The following is a 25,860-nucleotide window of genomic DNA, read 5'->3' on the forward strand; positions in this document are numbered from 1 at the left end:
CAAAGGCGTGGCCTGGGTACGCCGCGGGAGAGCGGGCACTCTTGGGATGTGCTCGGTGGAAAAGCAGCCGGGCCTGCGTAGACCTTGTGAGGGAGAACCCCGTGACCACTGTTGCCGCGTACGCCGCGCCCGCCGCGAAGGCCCCGCTGGAGCGGACCGAGATCGAGCGACGGGCGGTGGGCGAGTTCGACGTCCTGATCGACATCAAGTTCGCCGGCATCTGCCACTCCGACATCCACCAGGTACGTGAGGGCTGGGGCAAGGCGTCCTTCCCGATGGTGCCGGGCCACGAGATAGCGGGCGTCGTCACGGAGGTCGGCTCCGGCGTGACGAAGTACGCCGTCGGCGACCGGGTGGGCGTCGGCTGCATCGTCGACTCCTGCCGGGAGTGCGACAACTGCAAGGCCGGCCTCCAGCAGTACTGCGACCGCGGCCCCACCTGGACGTACAACGACACGGACCGGGACGGTACGCCGACGTACGGCGGCTACTCCAAGAACGTCGTCGTGGACGAGAACTACGTCGTCCGCATCCCCGAGGGCCTGTCCCTGGACGTGGCCGCGCCGCTGCTGTGCGCCGGCATCACCACGTACTCCCCGCTGAAGCACTGGAACGCGGGCCCCGGCAAGAAGGTCGCAGTGGTCGGCCTCGGCGGCCTCGGACACATGGGCGTCAAGATCGCGCACGCGCTGGGCGCGGAGGTCACCGTCCTCTCCCAGTCCCTGCGCAAGAAGGACGACGGCCTGAAGCTGGGTGCCGACCACTACTACGCCACCAGCGACCCGAAGACCTTCGAGGACCTCAAGGGCACCTTCGACCTCATCCTCAACACGGTCTCGGCCCCGCTCGACTTCAGTGCCTTCCTCTCGCTGCTCCGCACGGACGGCGCCATGGTCAACGTCGGCCTGCCCGAGGAGCCGGTGCAGATCCTCCTCCACTCCCTCTTCGGTAACCGCCGCAGCCTCAGCAGCTCCGGTATCGGCGGCATCCCCGAGACCCAGGAGATGCTGGACTTCTGCGCGGAGCACGGGCTGGGCGCGGAGATCGAGCTGATCACCGCGTCGGAGATCAACGAGGCGTACGAGCGGGTGCTCGCCAGCGACGTGCGGTACCGGTTCGTGATCGACACGGCCACGATCTGACCCGCGGCGCATGGCCGGCCCGGCGGTTCGCCGTCGGGGGCGCGGGGCGCGGCCCCGCGCCCCCTTCGGGGCGCGCCGGGGTCACAGCCGGCTGTACGTGTCGATGTCCTCGCCGAACTCCTTGATCGCCCGGGTGGTCAGGGTCGGGCGGGTGTCGGAGATGGCGGTCATGTAGTCCTCGGTGTCCGCCGGGCGGCCCTCACGCCGGGCGACCTCGCGTTCGAAGGCGGCCTGGGCGCCCTTGCGGGCGGCGAACTCGATGTCGGCCGGGGTGAACAGCTCGCTCGCGGCGACCAGCCGGCCGAGGTCCACCGAGTCGTTCACGCCGTGGAGGTACCGGGCCCAGATCGCCGCGCGGGCGGTCGGGTCGGGCGGCCCGATGGGGATGACGTAGTCGAACCGCCCCGGCCGCAGGAAGGCCGCGTCGAGGGACCGTACGGAATTGGTGGCGCACACCAGCAGCCGTGAGTCGTGCTCGCGGAAGACGGGGATCAGCTTCAGCAGCTCGTTGGTCACCCCGTGCCCGGGGTCCACCGCCTTGCCGGAGCGCGCGGCCGCGATCTCCTCCACCTCGTCGATGAAGAGCACCACCGAGTCCAGCTCCGCGAGATCCGCGAAGGCGTCCCGCAGGGCCGTGGCCAGCCCCTCGCTGGTGTCGGCGGCCAGCCGCGAGGGGAACAGCTCCACGAACGGCCAGCCGAGCCGGGAGGAGACCGCCTTGGCGAAGCTGGTCTTCCCGGTGCCGGGCGGCCCGAACAGGATGACCGACTTCGGCGGCACGACCCCGTAACGGTCGGCCAGCGCCGGCTCCGTCAGCGGCAGCACCACCCGCCGCTCCACGACCTGCTTCTCCCGCTCCATCCCGGCCATCGCGTCCCACAGCCCCTCGGGCAGCATGCGCCCGCCGAGCACGGCGAGGAGGTCGGCGTCGGCGGCGCCGAGCGGTTCGAGCTTCTCGTGGTAGGCGAGGCCGTGGCGGCACCGGTAGCCGCTGTTCGCCAGCGCCTTCGAACCCGCCGCGCCCACCGGCAGCAGCGCACTGATGTGCCGCACCCCGAGCGCCCGCAGCCGCCGTTCCAGCTCGGCGAGCAGCGCACTGCCGATCCCGCGCTCGCGCCAGCGCGCGGCGAGCGCCATCAGCAGGATCCAGCCCCGCTTGCCCTGGGCCTGGGCCACCGCCATCCCCACCAGTTCGTCCCCGACCACCGCGACCACCGCCGGCTGCCCGGTCTTCGCCGCCGCCATCACCTCCGAGACCGGGAACACCGGGTCCTCGTCGGCCTGGCGGGACTGGTCCCAGATCTGGACGGCCTGATCGAGATCGTCGTCGTGATAGTCGCGCAGATGCCATGCGGGCATGGGGGCACCACCTCACCACCAAGGGGGTCTCCCATTGTCTCCGCGGGGGCGGGGGACGACATCTCCAGCCGGTCGCCGGGCACCGCGAGCGCCCGGCGGGCCGGGTTCAGACCGCCTCGGCCACCACCCCCACCGTCTCGTTCCGCACCCGGCAGTAGTACGACGCCGCCCCCTCGCCCCGGTAGCTCCACGGCAGGGCGTCCACATGGCCGTCGACCAGCCGGAACTGCTGGAGCGCCGCCTCGTGGCGGTCCTGGAGGTGCAGGTAGTAGGCGAGCAGGTGGCGCAGCTGGGCGAGGCCCGGACGGCCGGGGTCGTCCGCCGCGCAGGCCGCCGCGTCCGCGAGGCCCGCGTCCACCAGGGCGAGCATCTCGGGGGTGCTGTCGGCCGCGACATCGGTGGTCTCGTCGTGCTCGAAGCGCGCGATCAGCGGCAGCGCCGTCAGCAGGCTGCCGGCCGGCGCGTCCGCGGCCGCGCGCCGCGCGAACTCGAACGCCAGCTCCTTCGAGCCGCGCCACTTCGCGCACCAGTACTGGAGCGCCGCGTGGTGCGCGCCGTAGTGGTAGGGGTCACGGCTCGTGATCCGCTTCCACAGCTCCTCCATCTCGGCGTGCGGATAGCCGAGGCCCAGCCCCACCCAGATCTCCACCACGTACGGCGTCGGATCCTCGGGATTCAGCTCCGCCGCCCGCGCGATCTCCTCCCGGGCGGCGGACAGCATGCGCCCGAACCCCTCGAACTGCTCCCGGCTCGTGTACCGGGCCTGCTTCGCGCCCCGCAGGTCCCATGCCAGACGCACCGTGCTCTGCGCCCTGACCACGGCCGCGTCCGGATCACCCGGCCGGGCCGCCTCCCAGGCCAGCAGCCAGCCGTCCTCCTCGGCCGCGAGCGTGCCCAGCTCGGCGGTGAGCGTGGAACGGCGCTCCCAGTCGCGTCCGTTGACCCGCAGCAGCTCGGCCGCGGGCGCCCAGTCGCCGCCGCGTGCCGCCGTCAGCGCGGCCGACCACGCGGCGGGCGGGGGTGCGGCGTGCTCGGTGTCCTGACGCTCCGCGGGCAGCAGGCCCAGCCGCTCGGCGGCGAGCGCGGTCGGGTCCGGTCCGGGCGGGCTCGGGGAGAACAACTCCTTCACGAACACACCGGTGAACCACAGGGCCGCGATCACCACGGGCAGGGCCAGGACGGCCAGGATCCAGAGCAGGACGGTCATCTGCGAGTACGGTCCGTTCCTCGGTTCGGGGCAGAGGCAGGGGCAGGGGCGGGGGGGGGAGGGGGGAAGCGGTGAAGCGGGTCCTCGAGGACGCGTTTCAGGCGGGCTGGGACGCCGAGGGCAGCAGGGCGCGCAGCGCGGTGGTGTCCGGGTGGTCCGCGAGGGCCGCGTCCAGTGCCACCTCCAGGGACTCCTGCGGGGACCGCCCGGCATCGCCGGCCGCCGGCTCCTCGCCGGGCAGCCGTGCGACGGCCGGCTCGGACCAGGAGAAGTCCCAGCTCAGCAGCGAACACGCGCTGAACTCGGCGAGCACCATGGTCCGCAGCGACCGGTGCAGCACCGGCCGCGCGAACTCGCGGAACGCCCGCCCCCGCGCCGCCTTCGCCTCCGCAGACAGGGGCAACCGCTCCGCCAGCTGCCACAGCTCGCCCGCGTCCACGATCTCCAGCAACGCCGCCAGGGTCGCCGGCTGCCCGGTACGGGCGGCCAGCGCCTGGTGCAGCGGGGTCCGCGTGGTCGACAGACCCGAGGCCATCGAGGCGTTGAGCAGCTCCGGCCAGCCGGGGGCCCGCCCGTAGCGCAGCACCTCGTCGGTCAGCACGGCGTCCTCCAGCACGGCCAGGGTGCGCGCCGGGTCGCCGAGCAGGGCGAGCGCCGGGTCCGTCGCCTCGTCGGCGCGGCCGTCGGCGGGCAGCGCCTCGATCCGCCGCACCCGCTCCGCGATCGGCGGATGGGAGTCGTACGGCGACGCCGGCTCCTCCGGCAGCCGCGCGCGCAGCCCCTCCAGCTCCTCGGCGCGCGCCGCCAGCAGCGCGCCGAAGCCGCCGAAGAACTCACCGCGCGGCGGCAGCAGCCGGGCCCCGAGCCCCAGGGTGGCGTAGGAGTCCAGGTAGAAGCCGTGCGAGGCGGACAGCACCGGGATCTCCCGCAGCGTGGCGGCCGTCGCGTCGCGTCCCGCGATCCGGGCGGCTGCCTGGTCGGCGGCGAACTCCTGCCCCCGCGCCGTGGACAGCGAGGCGCGCAGGTACAGCTTGGCGTACTGGGTGTAGACCGCCGCCATCATCCGGTAGGTCGCCCCGGAGCCCCCGGTGTCGACCTTCTTCGCCTTCTTGCCCTTGGCGACCCGTCTGGCCTGGGCCTGCTCCTGCTTGGCCCGCTCGGCGGCCACCTTGCCGTCCGCCCGGTCGTGGAACTGCTCGATGACCCGCCCCAGTTGCACCCGGCCGCGCACCACCAGCGCGGAAAGCCGGGTGTCGCCGCCGGTGAAGTGCCCGTACTCATGGGCGAGTACGGCCCTCAGCCGGGCCTGGGTCAGACCGGTGAGCAGCGGCACGCCCAGGTAGAGCCGGCGCGGCCCGGGGAGCAGACCGAGGAGGCGCGGGTCCTCGCTGACCGCCGCGTTGACCTCGCCGGTGAGCCGGATCCGGTCGGGGGCGCGGGTGCCGGCCGCCGCCGCGACCTCCCGCACCAGCGCCCACAGCCGGGGCTCGTCGGCCTCGGTGACATCGATCCCGGGGGCGTCCTCGCCCTTCGGGGTGCGCAGCATGAACATGCCCTGCACGACGGGGACGGCCAGCAGCACCGTGACGAAGCCGAGCTTCACCACCGCCGGGCCGTGCCCCCAGTGGAAGGCGACGACGTCGACACCGACCAGCACGGCCAGCAGGACCAGACTCAGCAGATAGAAGCCGAGCAGCAGCACAAGAGCACGCAGCGCGCGCAGAGTTGCGCCCATCGGGCGGATCCCCCCACAGGACCTCGGAGACAGGAGAACGGAGAAGAAGCAGAGAAGCAGCGGCTGAGAGGCGGAGATGGAGCGGACGGGAACGAGGACGAGAAGTGGGACAGGGGAACGGGTGCGGCACGCGAGGCAGGCCGTCGCCGCCGCGCGGCACCGTGTGGGGGGATGCCGAACTATGCCCTACCGCAGATCAGAAGGGCAATGGAATTCCTGTGTGCGCCCTGAGGGACGGGCCGGCCGGATCAGCCGGCCAGAGTCGCCGGGCTGCCTCCGTTGGCCTCGTACCCCGCCACCGCCAGGGCGCGGTAGACCGCGAACTCGGCCGCCGGGTCGGCCGCCAGCGTCCAGGGCAGGGCGCCGACATGGCCGTCGACGTGTATCAGCTCCTGCATGGCCTCCGCCCAGCGCTCGGCGCGGACCAGGAAGAAGACCAGCAGGTGGCGGACGTGTGGCAGCGCCGGGTCGGCGGAGCCGGCCTCGTGTGCCGCGTGCCGTGCGCCCTGGACCGCCTTGGCGACGACCTCGCTCCGGTAGAGGCTAAGCACCAGGTTCACCTCGGGGAGGTGCTCGAACACCGCGAACAGCGGGAGCGCGGCCAGCAGCGATCCACGCGGGGCGCGGGCGGCGGCCGCCTCGGCGAAGGCGTACGCCTGCTCGCGCGAGCCGTGCCACTTCTCGCACCAGTAGAGCAGTGCGGCCAGATGCGCGCCCATGTGGTGCGGGGCGCGGTCGAGGACGTTCAGCCACAGCCGCTCGAACTCGTCGCGGGAGACTCCCAGTCCACGGGCGACGGCCAGCTCGATGATGTGCGGCACCGGGTCGGCGGGCGCCTGCCCGGCCGCCTGCCCGCACACCTCCCGGGCCTCTTCCAGGAGGAGCCGGAAGTCCTCGGTGCCGGCCACCGACGCCCGCCAGGCCCGCTGCACCAGGAACTCCGCGTGCACGACCGCGGCGCCCGCGTCCTCGGGCCGCTCCGCCCGCCACACCCGCAGCCACTGGCCGCCCGGCGTCTCGTGCACTCCGCCGGGACGCTGTTCGAGCTCCAGCGCGGCCGCGCCACCGAGGGCCTGCACCCGCTGCCAGCGCAGCTCGCCCGCCGTCTCGGTGCCGGCCAGCAGCTGGGCCGCCGCCCGGTAGTCCTGGGTGCGCTGCACCAGCTCCAGCGCGTCCAGCAGATCCTGGTCCGGGCCGGGCAGCCGTACGTCCAGCTCCTCCTGGCGCAGGAAGCCGTAGTCCGCGGGGTCGGCGGCGTCCGGGTGGTCCGGGTGCACCTGCTCGATCATCCCGCGCCTGCGCCTGACCAGCGGGAGCAGCACGAAGCTCAGCATGAGCAGTGCCATGAGCAGCCAGAGAATCACCATGCCCCAAGGGTTCCAGACGCCACCGGCAAATGCCCAACCCCGCCGCCGGCCTGTGGAAAACTCCGATCCGGGGCATGACAGCCGGCACAGGGACACCCCTCCGCCCATCCCCGCCCATACCGCGGGGCACCGGAATCCCGGCGGGCGCACTACGCTCGGTGCACATGAGCGACAGGCACATCAGTCAGCACTTCGAGACCCGCGCGATCCACGCGGGCAACACCGCGGACCCCCTCACCGGTGCGGTCGTACCGCCCATCTACCAGGTGTCGACCTACAAGCAGGACGGCGTCGGCGGGCTGCGCGGCGGCTACGAGTACAGCCGCAGCGCCAACCCGACCCGTACCGCCCTGGAGGAGAACCTCGCCGCGCTGGAGGGCGGCAGCCGCGGCCTCGCGTTCGCCTCCGGCCTCGCCGCCGAGGACACCCTGCTGCGCACGCTGCTCACCCCCGGCGACCACGTGGTGATCCCGAACGACGCCTACGGCGGCACCTTCCGTCTCTTCTCCAAGGTCGCCACCCGCTGGGGCGTGGAGTGGTCCGTCGCCGACACCAGCGACCCGGCCGCCGTGCGGGCCGCGATCACCCCGCGCACCAAGGCCGTCTGGGTGGAGACCCCCTCCAACCCGCTGCTCGGCGTCACCGACATCGCCGCCGTCGCTCAGGTCGCGCACGACGCGGGCGCGCGCCTCGTGGTCGACAACACCTTCGCCACGCCCTACCTCCAGCAGCCGCTGTCGCTCGGCGCGGACGTCGTCGTGCACTCGCTGACCAAGTACATGGGCGGGCACTCCGACGTGGTCGGCGGCGCCCTGATCGTCTCCGACCAGACGCTCGGCGAGGAACTCGCCTACCACCAGAACGCGATGGGCGCCGTCGCCGGCCCCTTCGACTCCTGGCTGGTGCTGCGCGGCACCAAGACCCTCGCGGTCCGCATGGACCGGCACAGCGAGAACGCCACCAAGGTCGCCGACATGCTCAGCCGGCACGCCCGGGTGACCAGCGTGCTCTACCCGGGCCTGCCCGAGCACCCGGGGCACGAGATCGCCGCCAAGCAGATGCGTGCCTTCGGCGGCATGATCTCCTTCCGCGTCGAGGGCGGCGAGGAGGCGGCCGTCGAGGTGTGCAACCGCGCCGAGGTGTTCACCCTCGGCGAGTCGCTCGGCGGCGTCGAGTCCCTGATCGAGCATCCCGGCCGGATGACCCACGCCTCCGCGGCCGGCTCGGCCCTGGAGGTCCCCGCCGACCTCGTCCGCCTGTCCGTCGGCATCGAGAACGTCGACGACCTGCTGGAGGACCTGCGCCAGGCCCTGGGCTAGATTCCGGACCGGACGGCTGGTGACCCGGGCCGGCAGGCCCGGGTCACCAGCCGTCCACCGGTGGAGTCGTCCGAGAGGGCGGCTCCACCCACGGGTGGGCGTACGCCGCCCACACCCCGAACACCACCGCCGCCACGCACACCAGCGCCCACAGCACCCGGCGCACCAGCCGCCCGCGCCGCAGCAGCCGCTGGCCGCGCCGCACCGCGTCCGGGTACAGCTCCGGCGGCACCGGCACCGGCCGTGCCCCCATCACCCGTCGCACGGCGGCCTCCCGCTCGGCCCGGTTCACCCCGGCCTCCCGGCGGCCCGCGGCCCGCGCGCGTTCCCGGCGTCCCGCGTCCTCATGACGGCGCCACCTCCGCGTTCACCGGGCGCGGACCGGCCGCCCCGACCGGGTGCAGCACCAGGGACGTCGCCCGGTCGCAGACGGTGTGCACGCGCTCCGCGGTCAGCCCGAGCAGCGCGGCCGTCTGTTCCTCCGCGACCCCCTCGTACATCCGCAGCACCAGGACCAGCCGCTCCTGCGGGTTCAGCCCGGCGAGCGGGCCGCGCGGCTCGGGCCGTGCGCGGCCGGGGAAGCGGTGCCGGTGCCAGATCGTGCGCGCGAAGCGGACGGCGAGGTACTGGCGCGCGCAGTCGTACGGGTCCTCGCCGCGCAGCCGGTGCCAGCGGGCGTAGGTGTGGCCGAGTGCCAGCGTCAGCAGGCGTCGCGCGCGGGGGTTGGCGTCCGGTGCCTCGGCCGTGAGCAGCGTCGCGGCGAGCAGCAGCCGGCCGGCCGCGCCCGCGACGAACGCCTCGAACTCCTGGGCCCGGTCTGTCCCTCGGACCACCCGCCGATCACGCAAGACGCCTCCCCGTCGGGGCCCTGTCCGGTACGGGACAGGTGAATCGCGTACGACGCAGGACCCGGCTCTCATATGAGACCGGCCGGGGCCCCGGGTCAAGACTCGGGAAGCTTCCCCTGGGTCCGGGCCGAGAGGCCGAGATTGAAGCGGGTCAGCAGGGCGCAGAACTGCTCGCGCTCCTCCGGGGACCAGTCCTCGGTCAGCTCCGCCATCAGCAGGCGCCGCGAGGAGCGCACCTCCGCCAGCCGGGCGGCGCCGCGCGGGGACAGCTGGAGCACCACCGCGCGGCCGTCCTCCGGGTGCGAGGTGCGCTTGACCAGCCCGGTGTCGACCAGCGGGGCCACCTGCCGGGTGACCGTGGAGGAGTCGATGCCCATGCCCGAGGCGAGTGCCTTGACACCCATCGGGCCCTCCTTGTCGAGGCGGTTGAGCAGCAGATAGGCGGCGCGGTCCATGGAGTTGCGCGCCTGCCCGACACCGCCGAGCCGCGTCTGTTCGGCGCGGCGGGCGAACACCGCCACCTCGTGCTGGAGGGAGTCGAGGAGACCGGGATCACCGACGGTCGTCATGTCCATCGACATTTCAGGTGTTGTGGGCATGGCCGGAGGCTCGCTTCATGAAGGGCTGCAAGGTTGGGGGACAGGGTACGCGGCCCGGCGCCGGGCCGTACCGGCGCTGCGCAAACCCGTCTTGGACCTTGGTCACCACCGTCGCGCACGACCGCGAGCTGCGATGCTGGAGTCATGAACCACCGCACCGCCCGCCCCTTGCGTTCCGTCACCCTGGACGACGTACGGGGAGCCCAGAAGATGCTCTCGGGCGTGGCGCGGACGACCGCGATGGAGGGCAGCCGGCACCTGTCCCAGCTGGTCGGCGCGCCGGTGCAGCTGAAGTGCGAGAACCTCCAGCGCACCGGTTCGTTCAAGCTGCGCGGCGCCTATGTGCGCATCGCCGGACTGCTGCCGGAGGAGCGGGCCGCCGGGGTGGTGGCCGCCAGCGCCGGCAACCACGCGCAGGGCGTCGCCCTGGCCTCCTCGCTGCTGGGCGTGCACGCCACCGTCTTCATGCCGCACGGCGCCCCGCTGCCCAAGGTCAGCGCGACCAGGGAGTACGGGGCCGAGGTCCGCCTCACCGGCCAGGTGGTGGACGAGACGCTGGCCGCCGCCCAGGACTACGCCGCCCGCACCGGCGCGGTGTTCATCCACCCCTTCGACCACCCGGACATCATCGCCGGCCAGGGCACGGTCGGCCTGGAGATCCTGGAGCAGTGCCCGGAGGTGCGCACGATCCTCGTCGGGGTCGGCGGCGGGGGACTGGTGGCCGGGATCGCGGTCGCGGTGAAGGCGATCCGGCCGGACGTGCGGATCATCGGCGTCCAGGCCGAGGGCGCCGCGGCCTACCCGCCCTCGCTGGCCGTCGGGCACCCGGTGGCGGTGGCGAGCCCGGCCACGATGGCCGACGGCATCAAGGTGGGCAAGCCCGGTGTGGTGCCGTTCGGCCTCGTCCGCGAGCTGGTGGACGAGATGCGCACGGTCACCGAGGACCAGCTGTCCGCCGCGCTGCTGCTGTGCCTGGAGCGGGCCAAACTGGTCGTGGAACCGGCCGGCGCGAGCCCGGTCGCGGCGCTGCTCGCGTCCCCGGACACCTTCGAGGGCCCCGTCGTCTGCGTGCTGTCCGGCGGCAACGTGGACCCGGTGCTGCTGCAGCGGGTGCTGCGGCACGGCATGGCCGCGCAGGGCCGCTACCTGGCCGTGCGACTGCTGCTCACCGACCGTCCGGGCGCCCTCGCCACCCTCCTCGGGGTGCTGTCGGGGGTGGACGCCAACGTCCTGGACGTCAGCCACGTCCGCACCGACCCCCGGCTCGGCCTCAGCGAGGTGGAGGTGGAACTGCACCTGGAGACCAAGGGCCCGGCCCACTGCGCCGAGGTCGGCCAGTGCCTGCGCGACGCGGGCTACACGGTCATCCCCTGAGACCGCGCCACGACCCGCACGGCCCGGGAGGTACGACGGGACCCCCGGCGTCCGCAGCGGACGCCGGGGGTCCCGGGGCAGGACAGCTCCGTGGCTCAGCCGTTGTAGGGCTCGGCCTTGAGGACGCGGACCGAGGCCTTCTTGCCGTTCGGCAGCTCGTACTCCGCGTCCTCGCCGACCTTGTGGCCGATGACACCGGCCCCCAGCGGCGACTGCGGCGAGTACGTCTCCACGTCCGAACTCGCGTACTCGCGGGAGGCGAGCAGGAACGTCAGCGTGTCGTCCTCGTCGCCGTCGAAGGCGATCGTGACGACCATGCCCGGTGCGACGGCGCCGTCGGCGGAGGCCGGGGCCTCGCCCACCTGGGCGCTCTCGAGAAGCTGGGTCAGCTGCCGCACACGCAGCTCCTGCTTGCCCTGCTCCTCCTTGGCCGCGTGGTACCCGCCGTTCTCGCGCAGGTCTCCCTCCTCGCGCGCGGCGGCGATCTTGGCGGCGATCTCCGTGCGCGCAGGACCAGTAAGGTACTCAAGCTCGACCTTGAGCTTGTTGTACGCCTCCTGGGTCAGCCAGGTGACGTTCTCGCTGGTCTGGGTCACAGGGTGCTCCTCGTCGGTACTGGGAATACAAAGCATCGCCCTACCCAGAAGAATGTTCCCTCTTGGATGGGCGAAACCACGAGCCTAACAATTCATCCGCGGAAGGGGGAGGACATAAGCCATCAGAATCACATCAACGCAGGTCGGAGCGTCCGCATTCCGGGTGAAGAAGCGGCGGGGCGGCGTGTCCGGCGCGGTGGACCACTGGCCGGACCGGGATCCGGTCGACGGGGCGCGCGGCGGGTCAGCCGCTGTGGCAGCCCAGCAGTTCGGCCGTGGTGCCACGGGCCGTCGTACGCAGCGTGACGACCTTGTCGATGCGCGTGGCCGAGCCGGTGAAGTGGAAGTCGGCACGGCCGACCTCGGTACCGTCCGCCGACTGGGAACGCAGGGTGCAGTAGCCGGCGGCCCCGGCGTCCTTGTGGACCTCCAGGTGGGCCTTGACCGCGTTGTCCGTGGCGTCGAAGGTGATCACCTGGGCGCTGATCCGCGTCTGCACGATGTAGTGGTACGCGAAGTAGCCGACCAGAGCCAGCAGGGCGGCGCCGAGGATCATGGCGGCGACCTTGAGTTTGCGGTCGGCACGCTCGTCGGAGGAGCGGCCGTAGCGGCCCGTGGGCAGCCCCGTGCTCGCCGTACTCATGATCGTCCTCTCCGCGGAATTAATCGCCCCCCGATTCGGTCACTATAGAAGCCTTCGAATGCGCCCTGAGCCTTGGGGGCGCCGACCTACCGAGGATTGAGTCTTGACTGACCAGCTGCGACTGATGGCCGTTCACGCGCACCCCGACGACGAGTCGAGCAAGGGCGCGGCCACCATGGCGAAGTACGTGTCCGAGGGGGTGGACGTGCTGGTGGTGACCTGCACGGGCGGTGAACGCGGCTCCATCCTCAACCCCAAACTCCAGGGCGACCCCTACATCGAGGCGAACATCCACGAGGTGCGCCGCAAGGAGATGGACGAGGCCCGCGAGATCCTGGGCGTCAAGCAGGAGTGGCTGGGCTTCGTGGACTCCGGGCTGCCCGAGGGCGACCCGCTGCCGCCGCTGCCCGAGGGCTGCTTCGCCCTGGAGGACGTCGACAAGGCGGCCGGCGAGCTGGTGCGCCAGATCCGCTCCTTCCGCCCGCAGGTGATCACCACCTACGACGAGAACGGCGGCTACCCGCACCCCGACCACATCATGACGCACAAGATCTCCATGGTGGCGTTCGAGGGCGCGGCGGACACCGAGAAGTACCCCGAGGACGAGTTCGGCCCCGCCCACCAGCCGCTGAAGCTCTACTACAACCAGGGCTTCAACCGCCCCCGCACCGAGGCCCTGCACCAGGCGATGCTCGACCGCGGCCTGGAGTCGCCCTACGGGGAGTGGCTCAAGCGCTGGAACGAGATCGAGCGGGTCGAGCGCACCCTGACCACGCATGTTCCCTGCGCGGACTTCTTCGAGATCCGCGACAAGGCGCTGATCGCGCACGCCACGCAGATCGATCCGGACGGCGGCTGGTTCCGCGTGCCGATGGAGCTCCAGAGGGAGGTCTGGCCGACGGAGGAGTACGAGCTGGCGAAGTCGCTCGTGGACACCTCCCTCCCCGAGGACGACCTCTTCGCGGGCATCCGGGACAATGCCTGACATGAGCGCAAGCATGAGCCTGGCAGCGACGGACCTCGTCTCCCTCGCCGATCTCGACCAGAACAAGGTCACCCCCGGTGTCCTCGGCTTCATCGTGTTCGCGGTGATGGCGTTGGCCGTGTGGGGCCTCATGAAGTCGATGAACAAGCACATGCGGAAGGTCGACTTCAAGGAGCCCGCCGACCCCGGCACGGACGGTCACCCGGCCGACACCTCGGCCCGGCGAAGCTGAACCAGGGCCGGCCCGGCACTCGGGCCCGGCCCTCGGCCGACGGACCCGGGTCTCGCGGCTCCGGCAGCCGGCCCTCCGCCGAGACCGTCGCCCCCGTCACCTCACGGGCGCGGCGGTCCGCAGCCGTGCGCGGCCACCGACCGGCGGCCCCTGAACGCGCGCCCGCCTGAGCGCCGGGCGCGCGGGGGCCGGCCGGCGGGTTCCCCGTATCCGGATCGCGGTGGACCGGGCCGCCGAGAACCAGGGGGCCGGCACCGGGACGATCCCCCTCCCGAGCGAGCTCCCCGGCCGCTGACCGCACCGAGCGCCGTCGCACCGCCCGCCGCGCTCGAACCGAGCAGCACAGCCACCGCCCGGCCCGTCGCGGCCGCCCTACGACGGCACCCGCGTCCCGCCCCGCCCCTTGCCCACCGCCAGGTACACGCACGCCACCGCCAGCGCGGCCTCCGCGACAGCGCAAGCCCACCGCCTGGAGCAGGGCCGTGCCCGTGCCCGCGGTGGTCATGTCGAACCAGATCCCCGTCGGGCGGCACCGCCCCGACCGGTCGGCGGTCGACACGAGCCGTCCGGTTGCTGGGGCGTCGCGAACGGGCGCGGTCAGCCGTGGCGCGCGGTGTCCGCGTCGGCGTCCATGGTCTCCCGCAGCTGCGTGGCGACCGCACGGAGGCAGCTTGCGAAGCCGTGGCGCCCGTCGGCGTCGAGGTATCGCTCGAAGGCGTTCCGGAAGGCGAGTGTGGCCCCTGCTCGAACGCGAGGAGACCAGCTCGCCCACGAGGTGCGCGGTCGGCTCGGGGACGTTGCGGGCGACGAGTACGGCGGTCATGGCGGCGCCGAGACCGACCTTCCTGAGGGCGTCGCGCTCCCGGAGTTCGGCGCCGGCCGCCACGGCGGCCTCGAGACGGGGCCGAGTTCGCGGTCGGCCGGCCCCGTCGCGGTCGACGCACTCCGGTCCGGCGAGCGGTCGCGGGTACGGGCAGGGGGAGCCCGAAGGCAGGACGCGGCTCCTGACCTGGGCTTCCTTGCGGCCGCACTCCAGGGCAAGGGTTCGCGCACCGCCTGTGGTCACTGACCCGCAGGGATCAGGGCGTCACCACGGTACGACGCCCTCGTCGTCGAACTGCCGACCGGTCGGGCCGCCGTCGGGCAGGGTCGCCAAGCGGATGGCGACCGCCGCGCCCTGCTCGGGGGTCTGCGTGCCGCTGAAGCCGTTGAGATCGGTTGCCACATAGCCGGGGCAGGCGCTGTTGACCAAGATGTTCGTGCCGCTCAGTTCCTTGGCGTACTGGACGGTGACGGCGTTGAGGTAGGTCTTGGTCGGCGCGTAGGCCCCGCTGATCCCGCCGAGGTCGACGCCGGGCGTGGTCTGCAGGGTCAGGGAGCCGACATGGCTGGACTGGTTGACGATCCGAGGGCGCGCCGACCCGCGCAGCAGCGGCAGCATCGCGTTGGTGACCCGGATGACGCCAATGACGTTGGTCTCCACCAGTCGCCGCACGGTCTCCAGGTCGATGGCCGAGGGACTCTCCGGCCGGCCGCCCGCGACGCCGGCGTTGTTGACCAGCACGTCGAGGCGGCCCGCTCGCTCCGCGATCAGCCGCGCCGCGGCAGCCACGCTCTCGCCCTCGGTCACGTCCAGAGGCACACCGAACGCGTCCGTGCCCGCCGCGCGCAGCTTCGCCACGGCGTCCCTTCCGCGCTGCTCGTCCCGCGCGCCCACGCCGACGCTCCAGCCCAGGGCGCCCAGCCCGGCCGCGATCGCGTACCCGATTCCCTTGTTCGCGCCCGTGACCAGCGCGATCGTCTTCTCGCTCATGACCGTGATCATGGCCGCGCCCCGGTCGGACACCAACACCGTCGCGGCCGCGCATCGATACCCTGGCGGTATCGATCGGCCGTTCGCTGGAGTTAGCGTGGCAGCGTGGAGATACGTGAGCTGCGGTACTTCGTCGCCGTCGCCGAGGAACTGCACTTCGGCAGGGCCGCCCAGCGCCTGGAGATCGCCCAGCCGCCCCTGTCGCGCGCCGTCGCACGACTCGAACGCAAGCTCGGGGCCGTGTTGCTGGAGCGCACCAGCCGCAAGGTCACGCTCACCGAGGCCGGTGCGGTGCTGCTGGCCGAGGGGCGCGCGATCCTCGCCGCGGTGGCCGCGGCCGAGCGGCGCGTCCAGCAGGCCACGCGAACGCTTCCGCGCGTGGTCCTCGCGGTCAAGGCCGGCACCGCCGGTGCGTCGGTGGCCGAACTCCTCGACGCCTACCGCGCGGAGCCCGGCGCCGCCGCCGTCGATCTGCTGCTCTGCGAGGCGCATCAGCAGCAGGACCTGCTCCGGAAGGGGCAGGCCGATGTCGCCCTGCTGCATCTGCCGTTCGATTCGCGGGCCGGACTCGACTCGGAAGTCCTGCACATCGAGCGGCAGGTGGCGGTGCTGCCGGCCCCCCACCCACTGGCCGGCCGCCCGTGGCTCCGGTCGGCCGAGGTCGTCGCCTTGCCGGAACTGCCGATGGCCCGGTGGCCCGACCCCGACGGCGGCTACCCGGAGGGGTCAGGGGCGAAGGTGCGGAACCTGACACAGCTCTTCCAGCTGATCGCGCTCGGCCGTGCCACCGCGATCGTCCCCGAGTCCGCCGTCACCGACCTGCGCCGCGATCTCACTGTCGTGCCGGTCCTGGACGCTCCACCCGTGACAACCGTGATCGCCTGGCCGCCGCAGAGCCGGCTTCGGGCGGTCGCCGACCTGATTCGGGTGGCGGCCCGGCTCTGGGACACCACCGGGCCCTGACGAATCCTTCGGCCCGCCCGCTCTTTCAGGCCGCCGGCAGAACGTCCTTGATCGCCAAGTCTGGTCTACCCGGCAGGAGTTGCGGATCGCGATTGTCACCTGGATCGAGCGGACCTACCACCGACGCCGGAAGCGTCTGGGCCGATTGACCCCCGTCGAGTACGAGAGCATCATGACCCCACCCCGCAGCCCTGGCTGCATAAACCCCGCTGTCACCCGATCATGCAGCAGTCCCCGGCCTGACTTCGCGACCTTGGGTAGTTGAGGCTCGGAACATTGAGCTTCTTCGAGCTAGCCACCGATCAGGTGGATGAGCGCGAGGACTCCAGGGCGGTTGCGCCGAGGGCGATCAGTTGCGGCGCGGCCGGGGCCGAGCAGCAGCTGCCGGACTGGGTGGTGTCGGCCTCATCAAAAAGTTCGGCTCCGTCGCACACACCGGTTTCGGGGAGGTTGAGTTCGACGCGGGCGGCGGCGACGGAGTGGACCTGTTCGTAGCCGGTCATGGCGAGGGAGGCCGGGGCGCGACCGGCCCGCGCACTGAGGCGGCCGACCGCATCCCTGGGCCGTCCCGTTGGCCAACAAGCCCCACCAAGCCCGCGACTGCGAGCCGCTGGCCGGCATCCGCAACGGCTTCCGCGAATTCGTCTTCAACTGACCTCACACGCAAGGGAATGAACATGGAGGTGAACGAGCCGCGCGTGCTGATCTGCGGAAGCCGCAGCTGGCCGTAGAGACCGTCTGGATCGTCTGGCGACCCCCAGCGGCGTCTCAGTGGTTTCACCCGACTGACCCGCTACTGGTCCGGCCGCCACAACATGAGCCTCGGCCCAGCAGCACGAGGTGGACCTGCCTGGAGTTGCGGCATGCGAGGTCGCGCGAAGTGTCAGACCAGGGGCGTACCGTTCTCTCACGGCGCAGGATTCCCTGCCTCTGCAAGCGACTTGGCGTCCTGCGAGGTTCAGTTCGCGACAAAGAAGAGCGGCTACAAGCGGAAGGCCCTGCCCCAGCCGGTCAGGTTCGAGGTCTGGGTCCGCAGCGGGGGCCGATGCGCGATCCGCAACCGCTACCTTCTCGATGGGGCCCTGGCCGACAAGACCATCCGCCTCGGCGAGCTCGCCCACATCGTCGGCCAGCAGAACACGGCGGGCTCTCCCCGGGGGCAGAACGATCTCGTCGAGCGCGACACCGCGGACAACGTGATGCTGGTCTGTGCCGACGAGCACGACGAGATCGACGCGCCGGAGAACCTCGACGTCTTCACCGTCGAGAAACTGCTCGCGCTCAAGCACGCCCACGAAGACCGGATCAAGCACGTCACCGGCATCGCACCAGACCGTACGACCACCGTGCTGCGGATGATCGGTCAGGTTCGGGGGCAGCAAGTCGAACTGAATGCCCACGGCCTACGTGGTCAGATCACGCCAGGGCGCGGACCACGGATCCATGAGCGCACCAGGTATCGGGGTCGGCATTACGTGGAGGTATGGATCGTCAAGGACGGCAAGGTCGTCGCCAGCGATCACCACGACGTAGTGATCCGCTGACGACGCCACGCCATCAGGGTGACGGGCATGAAGCGGGGGCGGCTCCCCACGCGGCTCGTCCCCGGCGAGAACATGCAGGTCGGCACCTGGTTGAAGCTCTGCGTCTTCCCTTCGGACCGCCTACGACGGGTCCGGGCCGAGTTGCGGGTCGATGCCCAGAGGCCCCCGGTTGCGGACATGTCTTCGCCCACGGGACGTCGGAGGCGCCGAGGGCGCGGGCGATTCCTCGTTGCTCACAGGGCCCCAAGGTCGACCGTGACAGGGAATGGCGCGGTGGCCTTCACCGTGCCGGTGAACACCTCGCCGTCCCGGTAGGCCCTGTTGGCTGGGTCGAGGACGTAGGTGTAGACGATCGGAACGCCGGTGGCGGACTGCTCGATGCGCCAGTAGAAGGGGATGCCGGCTTTGGCGTATTGGTCCACCTTCACGATCCGGTCGGTGGTCTCTGACCCCGGGGACACGACCTCGACGACCAGGAGCACGTGCTCGGGGCGGGTGGGCGTGAGGTCGATGGTCTCCGCCCGGTACACGGTGACGTCCGGACGGCGGTTGGTGAGCGGCACGTCCTGCAAGCGGACGTCGAAGTCCGTGTCGGCGTTCCAGTCCGGGCCCGCGGCGGCGTCCAGGGCATTGGCCAGGAGCCGAGCCAGTCGGTTGTGCCGCTTGGAAGCACTCGGGCTCACGACGACCATCCCGTCCACGATCTCGATGCCGGCGCACTGCTCCTCGGACCAGGAGTCGTACTGCTCCGCGCTGATCTGCGTGTGCATCCACGCGGGCGCCACCATCTCGGCGGTCATGAAGTACCTCCTTCGAGGATGCGGTGCTGCTCGACTCAGCCTACTGCCCGCTTCCAGGTGGGCACCGGCCTTGGGTCGGGGCAGAACCTCCAGCGTCCGCAGGGCGGCCTGGGTGCAAAAGGGGCGATCCGCATTCACCACGTGATGGCGCATGAGTGCAAATCGGCCAAGTGGGGCGGGGGCTTCCGGGTCGAACCGGCAGTACCGTGTCGGCGTGAGAGGCTGGGTCGTATGAACCGGTTGGCTGGTGTGACCTCGCCTTATCTGCTTCAGCATGCCGATAATCCGGTCGACTGGTGGCCGTGGGGACCGGAGGCGTTCGAGGAAGCGAAACGGCGCGATGTGCCCGTTCTGTTGTCGGTCGGATACTCTGCGTGTCACTGGTGCCATGTCATGGCCCATGAATCCTTCGAGGACCAGGACACCGCCGACTACCTCAACACGCACTTCGTGAGCGTCAAGGTCGACCGCGAGGAGCGGCCGGACGTCGATGCCGTGTACATGGAGGCCGTGCAGGCCGCCACCGGGCAGGGCGGCTGGCCGATGACCGTGTTCCTCACGCCGGATGCCGAACCCTTCTACTTCGGCACCTACTTCCCGCCCGCGCCCCGGCACGGGATGCCGTCCTTCCGGCAGGTGCTGGAGGGGGTCCAGCAGGCGTGGAGCACCCGGCGTGACGAGGTCGGAGAGGTCGCCGGGAAGATCGTGCGGGATCTGGCGCAGCGCGAGATCGGCCCGCAGGGGACCCGGCCGCCGGGGGAGCGGGAACTCGCCCAGGCGCTGCTCGGGCTGACCCGTGAGTACGACGCGCAGCGTGGCGGATTCGGCGGCGCGCCCAAGTTCCCGCCGTCCATGGTGCTGGAGTTCCTGCTGCGCCACCACGCACGCACCGGCGCCGAGGGCGCGCTCCAGATGGCCCAGGACACCTGTGAGCGAATGGCCCGCGGCGGGCTCTACGACCAACTCGGCGGCGGGTTCGCCCGTTACTCCGTCGACCGCGACTGGATCGTGCCGCACTTCGAGAAGATGCTGTACGACAACGCCCTGCTGTGCCGTGTGTACGCGCACCTGTGGCGGGCCACCGGCTCCGAACTCGCCCGGCGGGTGGCACTGGAGACCGCCGACTTCATGGTCCGCGAACTGCGCACGGACGAGGGCGGGTTCGCGTCGGCGCTCGATGCCGACAGCGACGACGGGAGCGGGCGGCATGTCGAGGGGGCGTACTACGTCTGGACGCCCGAGCAGCTGACCGGCGCGCTCGGCGAGTCCGACGCCCGGCTCGCCGTCCAGTTCTTCGGCGTCACCGACGAGGGCACCTTCGAGCACGGGCAGTCCGTCCTCCAGCTCTCACAGGAGGAGGGCGTGTTCGACGCGGAGCAGATCGCCGCCGTCAAGCGCCGGCTGCTCGACGCCCGCGCCCGGCGGCCCGCGCCCGGCCGGGACGACAAGGTCGTCGCCGCCTGGAACGGACTCGCGATCGCCGCGCTCGCCGAGACCGGTGCCTATTTCGACCGCCCCGATCTGACCGAGGCCGCCCTCGGCGCCGCCGACCTGCTCGTGCGGGTGCACCTGGACGAGCACGCCCGGCTCGCCCGCACCAGCAAGGACGGCCGGGTCGGCGCCAACTCCGGTGTCCTGGAGGACTACGCGGACGTCGCCGAGGGCTTCCTCGCGCTCGCCTCCGTGACCGGTGAGGGTGTCTGGCTGGAGTTCGCCGGGCTGCTCGTCGACCAGGTGCTCGCCCGCTTCACCGACCCCGCCACCGGCGCGCTCTACGACACCGCCGCGGACGCCGAACAGCTCATCCGCCGCCCCCAGGACCCCACCGACAACGCCACCCCCTCCGGCTGGTCGGCCGCCGCGGGCGCGCTGCTCGGCTACGCCGCGCAGACCGGTTCCGAGCCCCATCGGACCGCCGCCGAGCGGGCGTTGGGCGTCGTACAGGCCCTCGGTCCGCGCGTGCCCCGGTTCATCGGCTGGGGGCTCGCCGTCGCGGAGGCACTGCTCGACGGGCCGCGGGAGATCGCGGTCGTCGGTCCGTCCCTCGCCGATCCGGCGACAACGGCCCTGCACCGTACGGCACTTCTGGGCACAGCCCCGGGCGCGGTCGTCGCCGTCGGCACCCCGGACGGCGAGGAGTTCCCGCTGCTCGCCGACCGCCCGCTCGTCTCCGGTCGGGCGACCGCCTACGTCTGCCGCGATTTCACCTGCGACGCCCCGACCACCGACCCGGACCGGCTCCGCACGGCCCTCGAAAGCCCCTGAGCCGGGGGACGAGACCTGGACCAAAGCCCCCGGAACCGAGGCGTCGGGCGCCGCTGAGGATCATCGCCCCCAGCGTGAGCTGCGCGCCCCACCGCACGAGCAAGGCCCAGGGGCCGGGAGCACGTCTCCCGGCCCCTGGGCCGGGCCGGCGCCCCGACGCCCGCGACGAGGGACGGCCGGAAGGCGGCGTGGAACGCCGGGCCCGGGACGGCCGGGCACTGGTCGCCGTACGTCAGGCACTCGGTGCCGCGTTCGCCGGAGAGGACGACCGCCCAGGACAGGGCGACGGCCGGCGGCAGCAGTACAGGTCCGGCGATCGCCCAGGCGCTGACGAAGCGGTCCTGCTGCCGCGGGGTGCGGGCCACCGGCTGCTCGGTCGTGGTGTTCATGCCCCGTCCCACCGCGCGGTCCCGGCCGGCGGGAGCGGCCCGCCTGCTCAACCGCCCCGAGTGCTCTCCCGGGCACGCATGCTCAACGCCCGCTCCACGACCGCCTCCAGCTGGTCGTGATGCGCGCCCTTCCAGTACGCGCGCCCGCAGGACGCGCACTGGGCGAAGACGTCGTACGACCGCTGAGTGCCGCCCTTGAGCTGGTCGGCGACCTCCTCCTTGGTGGCGCTCCGCAGCAGCCCGTTGCACGCGGTGCAGCGGGTCCAGGGACGCAGTTCGGGGGCGAACCGGTCGAGGACGTCCCTGAGCTGCTCCTCGGGCCGGGTGCTGTAGACGTACGCGCCGGCCCACAGTTCGCGCCGGCGCAGCAGCCCCCGGTCGCGGCTGAGCATCACCCGCTGCTCGGCCGCCGAGAGCGCGGCCAGCGCCGGGTCGCCGATGTCGGTGGACTCGTACGCCGCGTCGACGCCGAGCAGTCGCAGCCTGCGGGCCAGGGTGCCGAGGTGGACGTCGAGGAGGAAGCGGAGCGGGGCACCGGGGACCCGCTGGGGGCGCGTCACCGCGCGCACGCGCACGCTCTCGCCCGCGCGCGGGATGTGCGAGACCGGCACCTCGCGGCCGTCCACGACCAGCGCGCCGACCTCGGTCAGCGGCACGCCGAGGGACTCGATGACATGGCCGAGCGTCGAGACGCCGTCGGTGCCGAGCGCGGTGGCGCCCGCGCGCCGGGCCGCGGGTACGAACGGGTGCAGCTCGGGGGCGACTTCGACGTGGATCTCGGTTCCGTTCACCCCGTCAGCATGGCACGCCGGGAGCGGGGGAGCTCAGTGGTTTTCGGCGCCCGGCAGGCCGTGCTCCAGGACGTCCAGGGTGCGGTCGACCAGGTCCCGCAGATCCTCCTGGTGGCCGTGCTCGGCCCAGTACATGACGGTCTCCATCAGCCCCCCGATCAGCGACATGGCGTAGACCCGCACCTCCAGGCCCCCGGGGTCGCGGCCGGTGCGCTCGGCGACCGCCCGGCACAGCATGCGGCCGGTCACCGACATGCTCTCCGTCATCCGCGAGCGCACCGCCGGGACCCGCACCATCAGATGGGTGCGCAGCCGGAAGACCTCCGGGTCCTCCTCGACCCCGACCTGCACGGTGCGCCGCAGCACGTGCCGGATGGTGTCGGGCCAGGGCTCCCCGGCGGGCCGTCGCCCGATCTCCTCCAGCATGACCGCGTCGAACTCGTCGGTGAGGACGATGTCCTCCTTGGTCGGGAAGTACCGGAAGACCGTCGACGGCGACACCTCCGCCCGGTCGGCGATCTGGTCGATCGTCGTGGCGTCGTACCCCTGCTCCTCGATCAGTGCGTACGTCGCCCCGCGGATCGCCTCCCGGGTCTTGATCTTCTTGCGCTCCCGCAGGCCGAGGCGGGGGCCCTCGGAGCGGGCGCGGGCGGCGGAGGTGCTGGTGGGGCGTGCGGCCGTCATGCCGGTCATTGTCGGGCATGGGCGGCCGGGGCGGCCACGGCCGGGATCTCCTCGGCCCGTCCGCCGTCACGCTCGGCGCCTGCGTCATCACACGGCACGACCGGCACGACCGGCAGCGGTGGGGCCGTAGCCCGAGTCCGCCGTCCCGCGGGTCGGACATGAGAAAAGGCCACGGCTCCCGGATGGGACGAGCCGTGGCCCGAGGCGGGGCGGGGGTCACGCGTGCTGGTACGCCACCAGTGAGATCCCCACGTAGTGCACGACGAACGCCGCGAGCGTGAAGGAGTGGAAGACCTCGTGGAAGCCGAACCAGCGCGGTGACGGGTTCGGACGCTTGAAGCCGTAGACGACGCCGCCCGCGCTGTAGAGCAGCCCGCCGACGATCACCAGGACCAGTACGGCGATGCCGCCGGTGCGCAGGAAGTCGGGCAGGAAGAAGACGGCCGCCCAGCCCATCGCGATGTAGCAGGGCGTGTAGAGCCAGCGTGGTGCGCCGACCCAGAAGACGCGGAAGACGATCCCGGCCGCCGCCGCGGCCCAGATGCCCCACAGCAGCCACTGGCCCTTGGCGCCGGGCAGCAGCAGCATCGTCAGCGGGGTGTAGGTGCCCGCGATGATCAGGAAGATGTTGGCGTGGTCGAGGCGGCGCAGCAGGCCGCCCATCCGCGGGCCCCAGTCGCCGCGGTGGTACAGCGCGCTGACGCCGAACAGCAGGCAGGCCGTGAGGACGTAGATCCCGCAGGCGATGCGGCCTCTGGTCGAGTCGGCGAGGGCGGTGAGGACAAGCCCAGCGACGAGTACGGCGGGGAACATGCCGAGGTGCAGCCAGCCGCGCAGCCTCGGTTTGATCGGGTGCGACAAGGGGAGCGCCAGGGGACCGCGGCCGCCGGCCGGCGTGTCGTCGGGCGCGTCGGGGACGGACGCAGTCATGCGCCGCATGGTACCCACGCCCCCGTAAATCGCATGTGAGGGGCATGTCTTGGTCGGGTGAGCGCAAAAAAACGTTCAGCTGAAATCCAGACGGACGCAAAGGGAAAGCAAACGCCCCTGGAAGCGTGGCTCACCTCACTTCGCTCACCTGTGAGACCCCCTGGACAGATGGGCGGACCAGGCGGATGATCAAATGAGTGCAGTCGGCACCGGATGAGCAAAAGCGAAGCGTCCGGGTCGCAGCCCCCACGGGGCAACAAGGACAAAATCCCTCACTTAGGAGCAACCGTGGCGCGCGACAACTCGGCTACCAGCGTTCCCACCCGCCACCAGGAACTGATCTCGTGGGTCAACGAGATCGCCGAACTGACGCAGCCGGACAACGTGGTCTGGTGTGACGGATCCGAGGCCGAGTACGAGCGCCTGTGCGAGGAGCTCGTGGCCAAGGGCACCTTCAAGAGGCTCGACCCGGTCAAGCGCCCGCACTCCTACCTCGCCGCCTCCGACCCGACCGACGTGGCGCGTGTCGAGGACCGCACCTTCATCTGCTCCGAGGAGGAGCAGGACGCGGGCCCGACCAACAACTGGAAGGCCCCCGCCGAGATGCGGGAGATCTTCGCCGGCGAGAAGGGCCTGTTCCGCGGCTCCATGCGCGGCCGCACCATGTACGTCGTCCCGTTCTGCATGGGTCCGCTCGGCTCCCCGCTGTCCGCGCTCGGTGTCGAGATCACCGACTCCGCCTATGTCGCCGTCTCCATGCGCACCATGACGCGCATGGGCCAGGCCGTCCTGGACGAGCTGGGCGAGGACGGCTTCTTCGTCAAGGCGGTCCACTCCGTGGGCGCCCCGCTGGAGCCGGGCCAGGCCGACGTGCCGTGGCCGTGCAGCCAGACCAAGTTCATCTCCCACTTCCCCGAGGCGCGCGAGATCTGGTCGTTCGGCTCGGGTTACGGCGGCAACGCCCTGCTCGGCAAGAAGTGCTACGCGCTGCGGATCGCCTCCGTCATGGCGCGCGACGAGGGCTGGCTCGCCGAGCACATGCTGATCCTCAAGCTCACCCCGCCGCAGGGCGAGTCCAAGTACGTGGCCGCCGCGTTCCCGAGCGCCTGCGGCAAGACCAACCTCGCCATGCTGGAGCCCACCGTCTCCGGCTGGACCGTGGAGACCATCGGCGACGACATCGCCTGGATGCGCTTCGGCGAGGACGGCCGCCTGTACGCGATCAACCCCGAGGCGGGCTTCTTCGGTGTCGCGCCCGGCACCGGCGAGCACACCAACGCCAACGCGATGAAGACCCTGTGGGGCAACGCCGTCTTCACCAACGTGGCGCTCACCGACGACGGCGACGTCTGGTGGGAGGGCATGACCGAGGAGACCCCGGCCCGTCTCACCGACTGGAAGGGCAACGCCTGGACGCCGGCCGCCGGGGCCCCGGCCGCCCACCCCAACGCCCGCTTCACCGTGCCCGCTTCGCAGTGCCCGATCATCGCGCCCGAGTGGGAGGACCCCAAGGGTGTGCCGATCTCCGCGATCCTCTTCGGCGGCCGCCGGGCCAGCGCCGTGCCGCTGGTGACCGAGTCCTTCGACTGGGACCACGGCGTCTTCCTCGGCGCCAACGTGGCCTCCGAGAAGACCGCCGCGGCCGAGGGCAAGGTCGGCGAGCTGCGCCGCGACCCGTTCGCCATGCTGCCGTTCTGCGGCTACAACATGGGCGACTACATGGCGCACTGGATCGACGTGGCCAAGGACAAGGACCAGTCCAAGCTGCCCAAGATCTACTACGTCAACTGGTTCCGCAAGAACGACGAGGGCAAGTTCGTCTGGCCCGGCTTCGGTGAGAACTCCCGTGTCCTGAAGTGGATCGTGGAGCGCCTGGACGGCAAGGCCGAGGGCGTCGAGACCCCGATCGGTGTGCTGCCGACCAAGGACGCGCTGGACACCCACGGCCTCGAACTGTCCGACTCCGAGCTCGACTTCCTGCTCACGGTCGACAAGGAGGTCTGGCGCGAGGAGGCGGCGCTGGTGCCCGAGCACCTGGAGACCTTCGGCGACCACACCCCGAAGGAGCTGTGGGACCAGTACCGCGCGCTGGTCGAGCGCCTGGGCTGAGCCCCCGAATCTCCGCGGCCGGTCCGACTAGCCCTGACCAGCAATAGTCGTCACGAAGGCCGGCCGCGGAAACCCCGCTCGGGGCCCCGCACAATGGCGTGCGGGGCCCTCGGGCCGTTTCTGGGCGAGGCCCGGCGGACGTGAGCCGTCGGCACCGGCCCCAGTA

23 protein-coding genes and 2 pseudogenes are annotated in these 25,860 nt (G+C 71.9%); 10 read left to right on the plus strand and 15 right to left on the minus strand.

The genetic code is table 11. The annotated features are described in order from the left end of the window. Positions 1-101 precede the first annotated feature (101 nt). Entirely contained in the window at positions 102-1,142 is a 1,041-nt protein-coding gene (locus tag VT52_RS13265) for an NAD(P)-dependent alcohol dehydrogenase (RefSeq protein ID WP_046420452.1), read from the plus strand. Between the two features lie 81 nt (positions 1,143-1,223). Here the strand turns inward: VT52_RS13265 and VT52_RS13270 are convergent, their stop codons facing one another. From VT52_RS13270 to VT52_RS13285, 4 genes are all read right to left on the minus strand, one after another. After that, entirely contained in the window at positions 1,224-2,501 is a 1,278-nt protein-coding gene (locus VT52_RS13270) for an ATP-binding protein (RefSeq protein ID WP_046420453.1), read from the minus strand. A 106-nt stretch (positions 2,502-2,607) separates the two neighbouring features. Further along, positions 2,608-3,708: a hypothetical protein gene (locus VT52_RS13275; RefSeq protein WP_046420455.1), complete on the minus strand. Its 1,101-nt coding sequence runs from the start codon at positions 3,706-3,708 to the stop codon at positions 2,608-2,610. Between the two features lie 97 nt (positions 3,709-3,805). Next, positions 3,806-5,443, minus strand: coding sequence for a M48 family metallopeptidase (locus VT52_RS13280; protein WP_046428390.1), 1,638 nt, complete (start codon positions 5,441-5,443; stop codon positions 3,806-3,808). Between the two features lie 248 nt (positions 5,444-5,691). Continuing rightward, a complete protein-coding gene (locus VT52_RS13285) occupies positions 5,692-6,810 on the minus strand; it encodes a hypothetical protein (protein ID WP_046428387.1) in 1,119 nt (372 codons plus the stop codon). A 164-nt stretch (positions 6,811-6,974) separates the two neighbouring features. On the opposite strand from VT52_RS13285, the gene VT52_RS13290 reads away from it, so the two are divergent. Then, positions 6,975-8,129, plus strand: a complete 1,155-nt coding sequence (locus VT52_RS13290; RefSeq protein WP_046428386.1) for a cystathionine gamma-synthase — start codon at positions 6,975-6,977, stop codon at positions 8,127-8,129. Between the two features lie 43 nt (positions 8,130-8,172). Here the strand turns inward: VT52_RS13290 and VT52_RS13295 are convergent, their stop codons facing one another. The 3 genes from VT52_RS13295 to VT52_RS13305 all read right to left on the minus strand — a co-directional run bounded on the left by VT52_RS13295 (position 8,173) and on the right by VT52_RS13305 (position 9,558). Further along, positions 8,173-8,421 carry a hypothetical protein gene (locus VT52_RS13295; protein ID WP_046428384.1) on the minus strand — a complete coding sequence of 83 codons (249 nt, stop codon included), beginning with the start codon at positions 8,419-8,421 and terminating at the stop codon, positions 8,173-8,175. Between the two features lie 52 nt (positions 8,422-8,473). Further along, positions 8,474-8,977 carry a sigma factor-like helix-turn-helix DNA-binding protein gene (locus VT52_RS13300; protein WP_046428382.1) on the minus strand — a complete coding sequence of 168 codons (504 nt, stop codon included), beginning with the start codon at positions 8,975-8,977 and terminating at the stop codon, positions 8,474-8,476. Positions 8,978-9,072: 95 nt separating this feature from the next. Beyond that, positions 9,073-9,558, minus strand: a complete 486-nt coding sequence (locus tag VT52_RS13305; protein WP_476756021.1) for a MarR family winged helix-turn-helix transcriptional regulator — start codon at positions 9,556-9,558, stop codon at positions 9,073-9,075. Between the two features lie 162 nt (positions 9,559-9,720). Between VT52_RS13305 and ilvA the strand changes: the two genes are divergently transcribed. Beyond that, positions 9,721-10,950: a threonine ammonia-lyase gene (ilvA, locus tag VT52_RS13310; RefSeq protein ID WP_046428380.1), complete on the plus strand. Its 1,230-nt coding sequence runs from the start codon at positions 9,721-9,723 to the stop codon at positions 10,948-10,950. 95 nt (positions 10,951-11,045) lie between these two features. Here the strand turns inward: ilvA and greA are convergent, their stop codons facing one another. Both greA and VT52_RS13320 read right to left on the minus strand, forming a co-directional pair. Then, positions 11,046-11,546 carry a transcription elongation factor GreA gene (gene greA / locus VT52_RS13315; RefSeq protein ID WP_046428378.1) on the minus strand — a complete coding sequence of 167 codons (501 nt, stop codon included), beginning with the start codon at positions 11,544-11,546 and terminating at the stop codon, positions 11,046-11,048. Positions 11,547-11,790: 244 nt separating this feature from the next. Then, a complete protein-coding gene (locus tag VT52_RS13320) occupies positions 11,791-12,189 on the minus strand; it encodes a DUF4307 domain-containing protein (RefSeq protein WP_046428375.1) in 399 nt (132 codons plus the stop codon). Between the two features lie 103 nt (positions 12,190-12,292). Between VT52_RS13320 and mca the strand changes: the two genes are divergently transcribed. Both mca and VT52_RS13330 read left to right on the plus strand, forming a co-directional pair. Continuing rightward, the gene (gene mca / locus VT52_RS13325; protein ID WP_079175020.1) at positions 12,293-13,174 is read left to right on the plus strand and encodes a mycothiol conjugate amidase Mca; all 882 of its coding nucleotides are present in this window, start codon (positions 12,293-12,295) and stop codon (positions 13,172-13,174) included. Next, positions 13,167-13,406 (plus strand): hypothetical protein, encoded by a 240-nt coding sequence (locus VT52_RS13330; RefSeq protein WP_079175021.1) that lies wholly within the window; start codon positions 13,167-13,169, stop codon positions 13,404-13,406. The genes mca and VT52_RS13330 overlap by 8 nt, the downstream gene beginning before the upstream one ends. 1,087 nt (positions 13,407-14,493) lie before the next feature. Here VT52_RS13330 and VT52_RS13340 read toward each other — a convergent pair. Next, on the minus strand, positions 14,494-15,219 hold the full coding sequence (locus VT52_RS13340) for an SDR family oxidoreductase (RefSeq protein ID WP_240509739.1): 726 nt from the start codon (positions 15,217-15,219) through the stop codon (positions 14,494-14,496). 105 nt (positions 15,220-15,324) lie between these two features. Here VT52_RS13340 and VT52_RS13345 point away from each other — a divergent pair, with 105 nt between their 5' ends. Together VT52_RS13345 and VT52_RS35600 are read left to right on the plus strand one after the other, a co-directional pair. Then, a complete protein-coding gene (locus VT52_RS13345; RefSeq protein WP_046428367.1) occupies positions 15,325-16,182 on the plus strand; it encodes a LysR family transcriptional regulator in 858 nt (285 codons plus the stop codon). Between the two features lie 34 nt (positions 16,183-16,216). Further along, positions 16,217-16,354 (plus strand): annotated as a pseudogene (locus VT52_RS35600) (IS3 family transposase); the annotation flags it as partial. Between the two features lie 130 nt (positions 16,355-16,484). Here the strand turns inward: VT52_RS35600 and VT52_RS13350 are convergent. Next, a pseudogene (locus VT52_RS13350) lies at positions 16,485-16,709 on the minus strand (flavoprotein); the annotation flags it as partial. Between the two features lie 414 nt (positions 16,710-17,123). On the opposite strand from VT52_RS13350, the gene VT52_RS13355 reads away from it, so the two are divergent. Then, on the plus strand, positions 17,124-17,726 hold the full coding sequence (locus VT52_RS13355; RefSeq protein WP_167377696.1) for a nucleotide-binding domain-containing protein: 603 nt from the start codon (positions 17,124-17,126) through the stop codon (positions 17,724-17,726). 233 nt (positions 17,727-17,959) lie between these two features. Here VT52_RS13355 and VT52_RS13360 read toward each other — a convergent pair whose 3' ends face one another. Then, entirely contained in the window at positions 17,960-18,526 is a 567-nt protein-coding gene (locus VT52_RS13360) for a Uma2 family endonuclease (protein WP_046428361.1), read from the minus strand. A 231-nt stretch (positions 18,527-18,757) separates the two neighbouring features. Here VT52_RS13360 and VT52_RS13365 point away from each other — a divergent pair, with 231 nt between their 5' ends. Continuing rightward, positions 18,758-20,791 (plus strand): thioredoxin domain-containing protein, encoded by a 2,034-nt coding sequence (locus VT52_RS13365; RefSeq protein WP_079175022.1) that lies wholly within the window; start codon positions 18,758-18,760, stop codon positions 20,789-20,791. A gap of 436 nt (positions 20,792-21,227) precedes the next feature. Here the strand turns inward: VT52_RS13365 and VT52_RS13370 are convergent, their stop codons facing one another. The 3 genes from VT52_RS13370 to trhA all read right to left on the minus strand — a co-directional run bounded on the left by VT52_RS13370 (position 21,228) and on the right by trhA (position 23,585). Then, the gene (locus tag VT52_RS13370) at positions 21,228-21,971 is read right to left on the minus strand and encodes a Mut7-C RNAse domain-containing protein (protein ID WP_046428356.1); all 744 of its coding nucleotides are present in this window, start codon (positions 21,969-21,971) and stop codon (positions 21,228-21,230) included. A gap of 33 nt (positions 21,972-22,004) precedes the next feature. After that, complete coding sequence (locus VT52_RS13375; RefSeq protein WP_420856280.1) at positions 22,005-22,655, minus strand: TetR/AcrR family transcriptional regulator; 651 nt, start codon at positions 22,653-22,655, stop codon at positions 22,005-22,007. A gap of 216 nt (positions 22,656-22,871) precedes the next feature. Further along, the gene (trhA, locus tag VT52_RS13380; protein WP_046428348.1) at positions 22,872-23,585 is read right to left on the minus strand and encodes a PAQR family membrane homeostasis protein TrhA; all 714 of its coding nucleotides are present in this window, start codon (positions 23,583-23,585) and stop codon (positions 22,872-22,874) included. A 288-nt stretch (positions 23,586-23,873) separates the two neighbouring features. On the opposite strand from trhA, the gene VT52_RS13385 reads away from it, so the two are divergent. After that, on the plus strand, positions 23,874-25,694 hold the full coding sequence (locus tag VT52_RS13385; RefSeq protein ID WP_046428345.1) for a phosphoenolpyruvate carboxykinase (GTP): 1,821 nt from the start codon (positions 23,874-23,876) through the stop codon (positions 25,692-25,694). Positions 25,695-25,860: the final 166 nt, after the last annotated feature.

This window comes from Streptomyces malaysiense, from assembly GCF_000980885.2.
GTDB classification, from domain to species: Bacteria; Actinomycetota; Actinomycetes; order Streptomycetales; family Streptomycetaceae; genus Streptomyces; species Streptomyces malaysiense.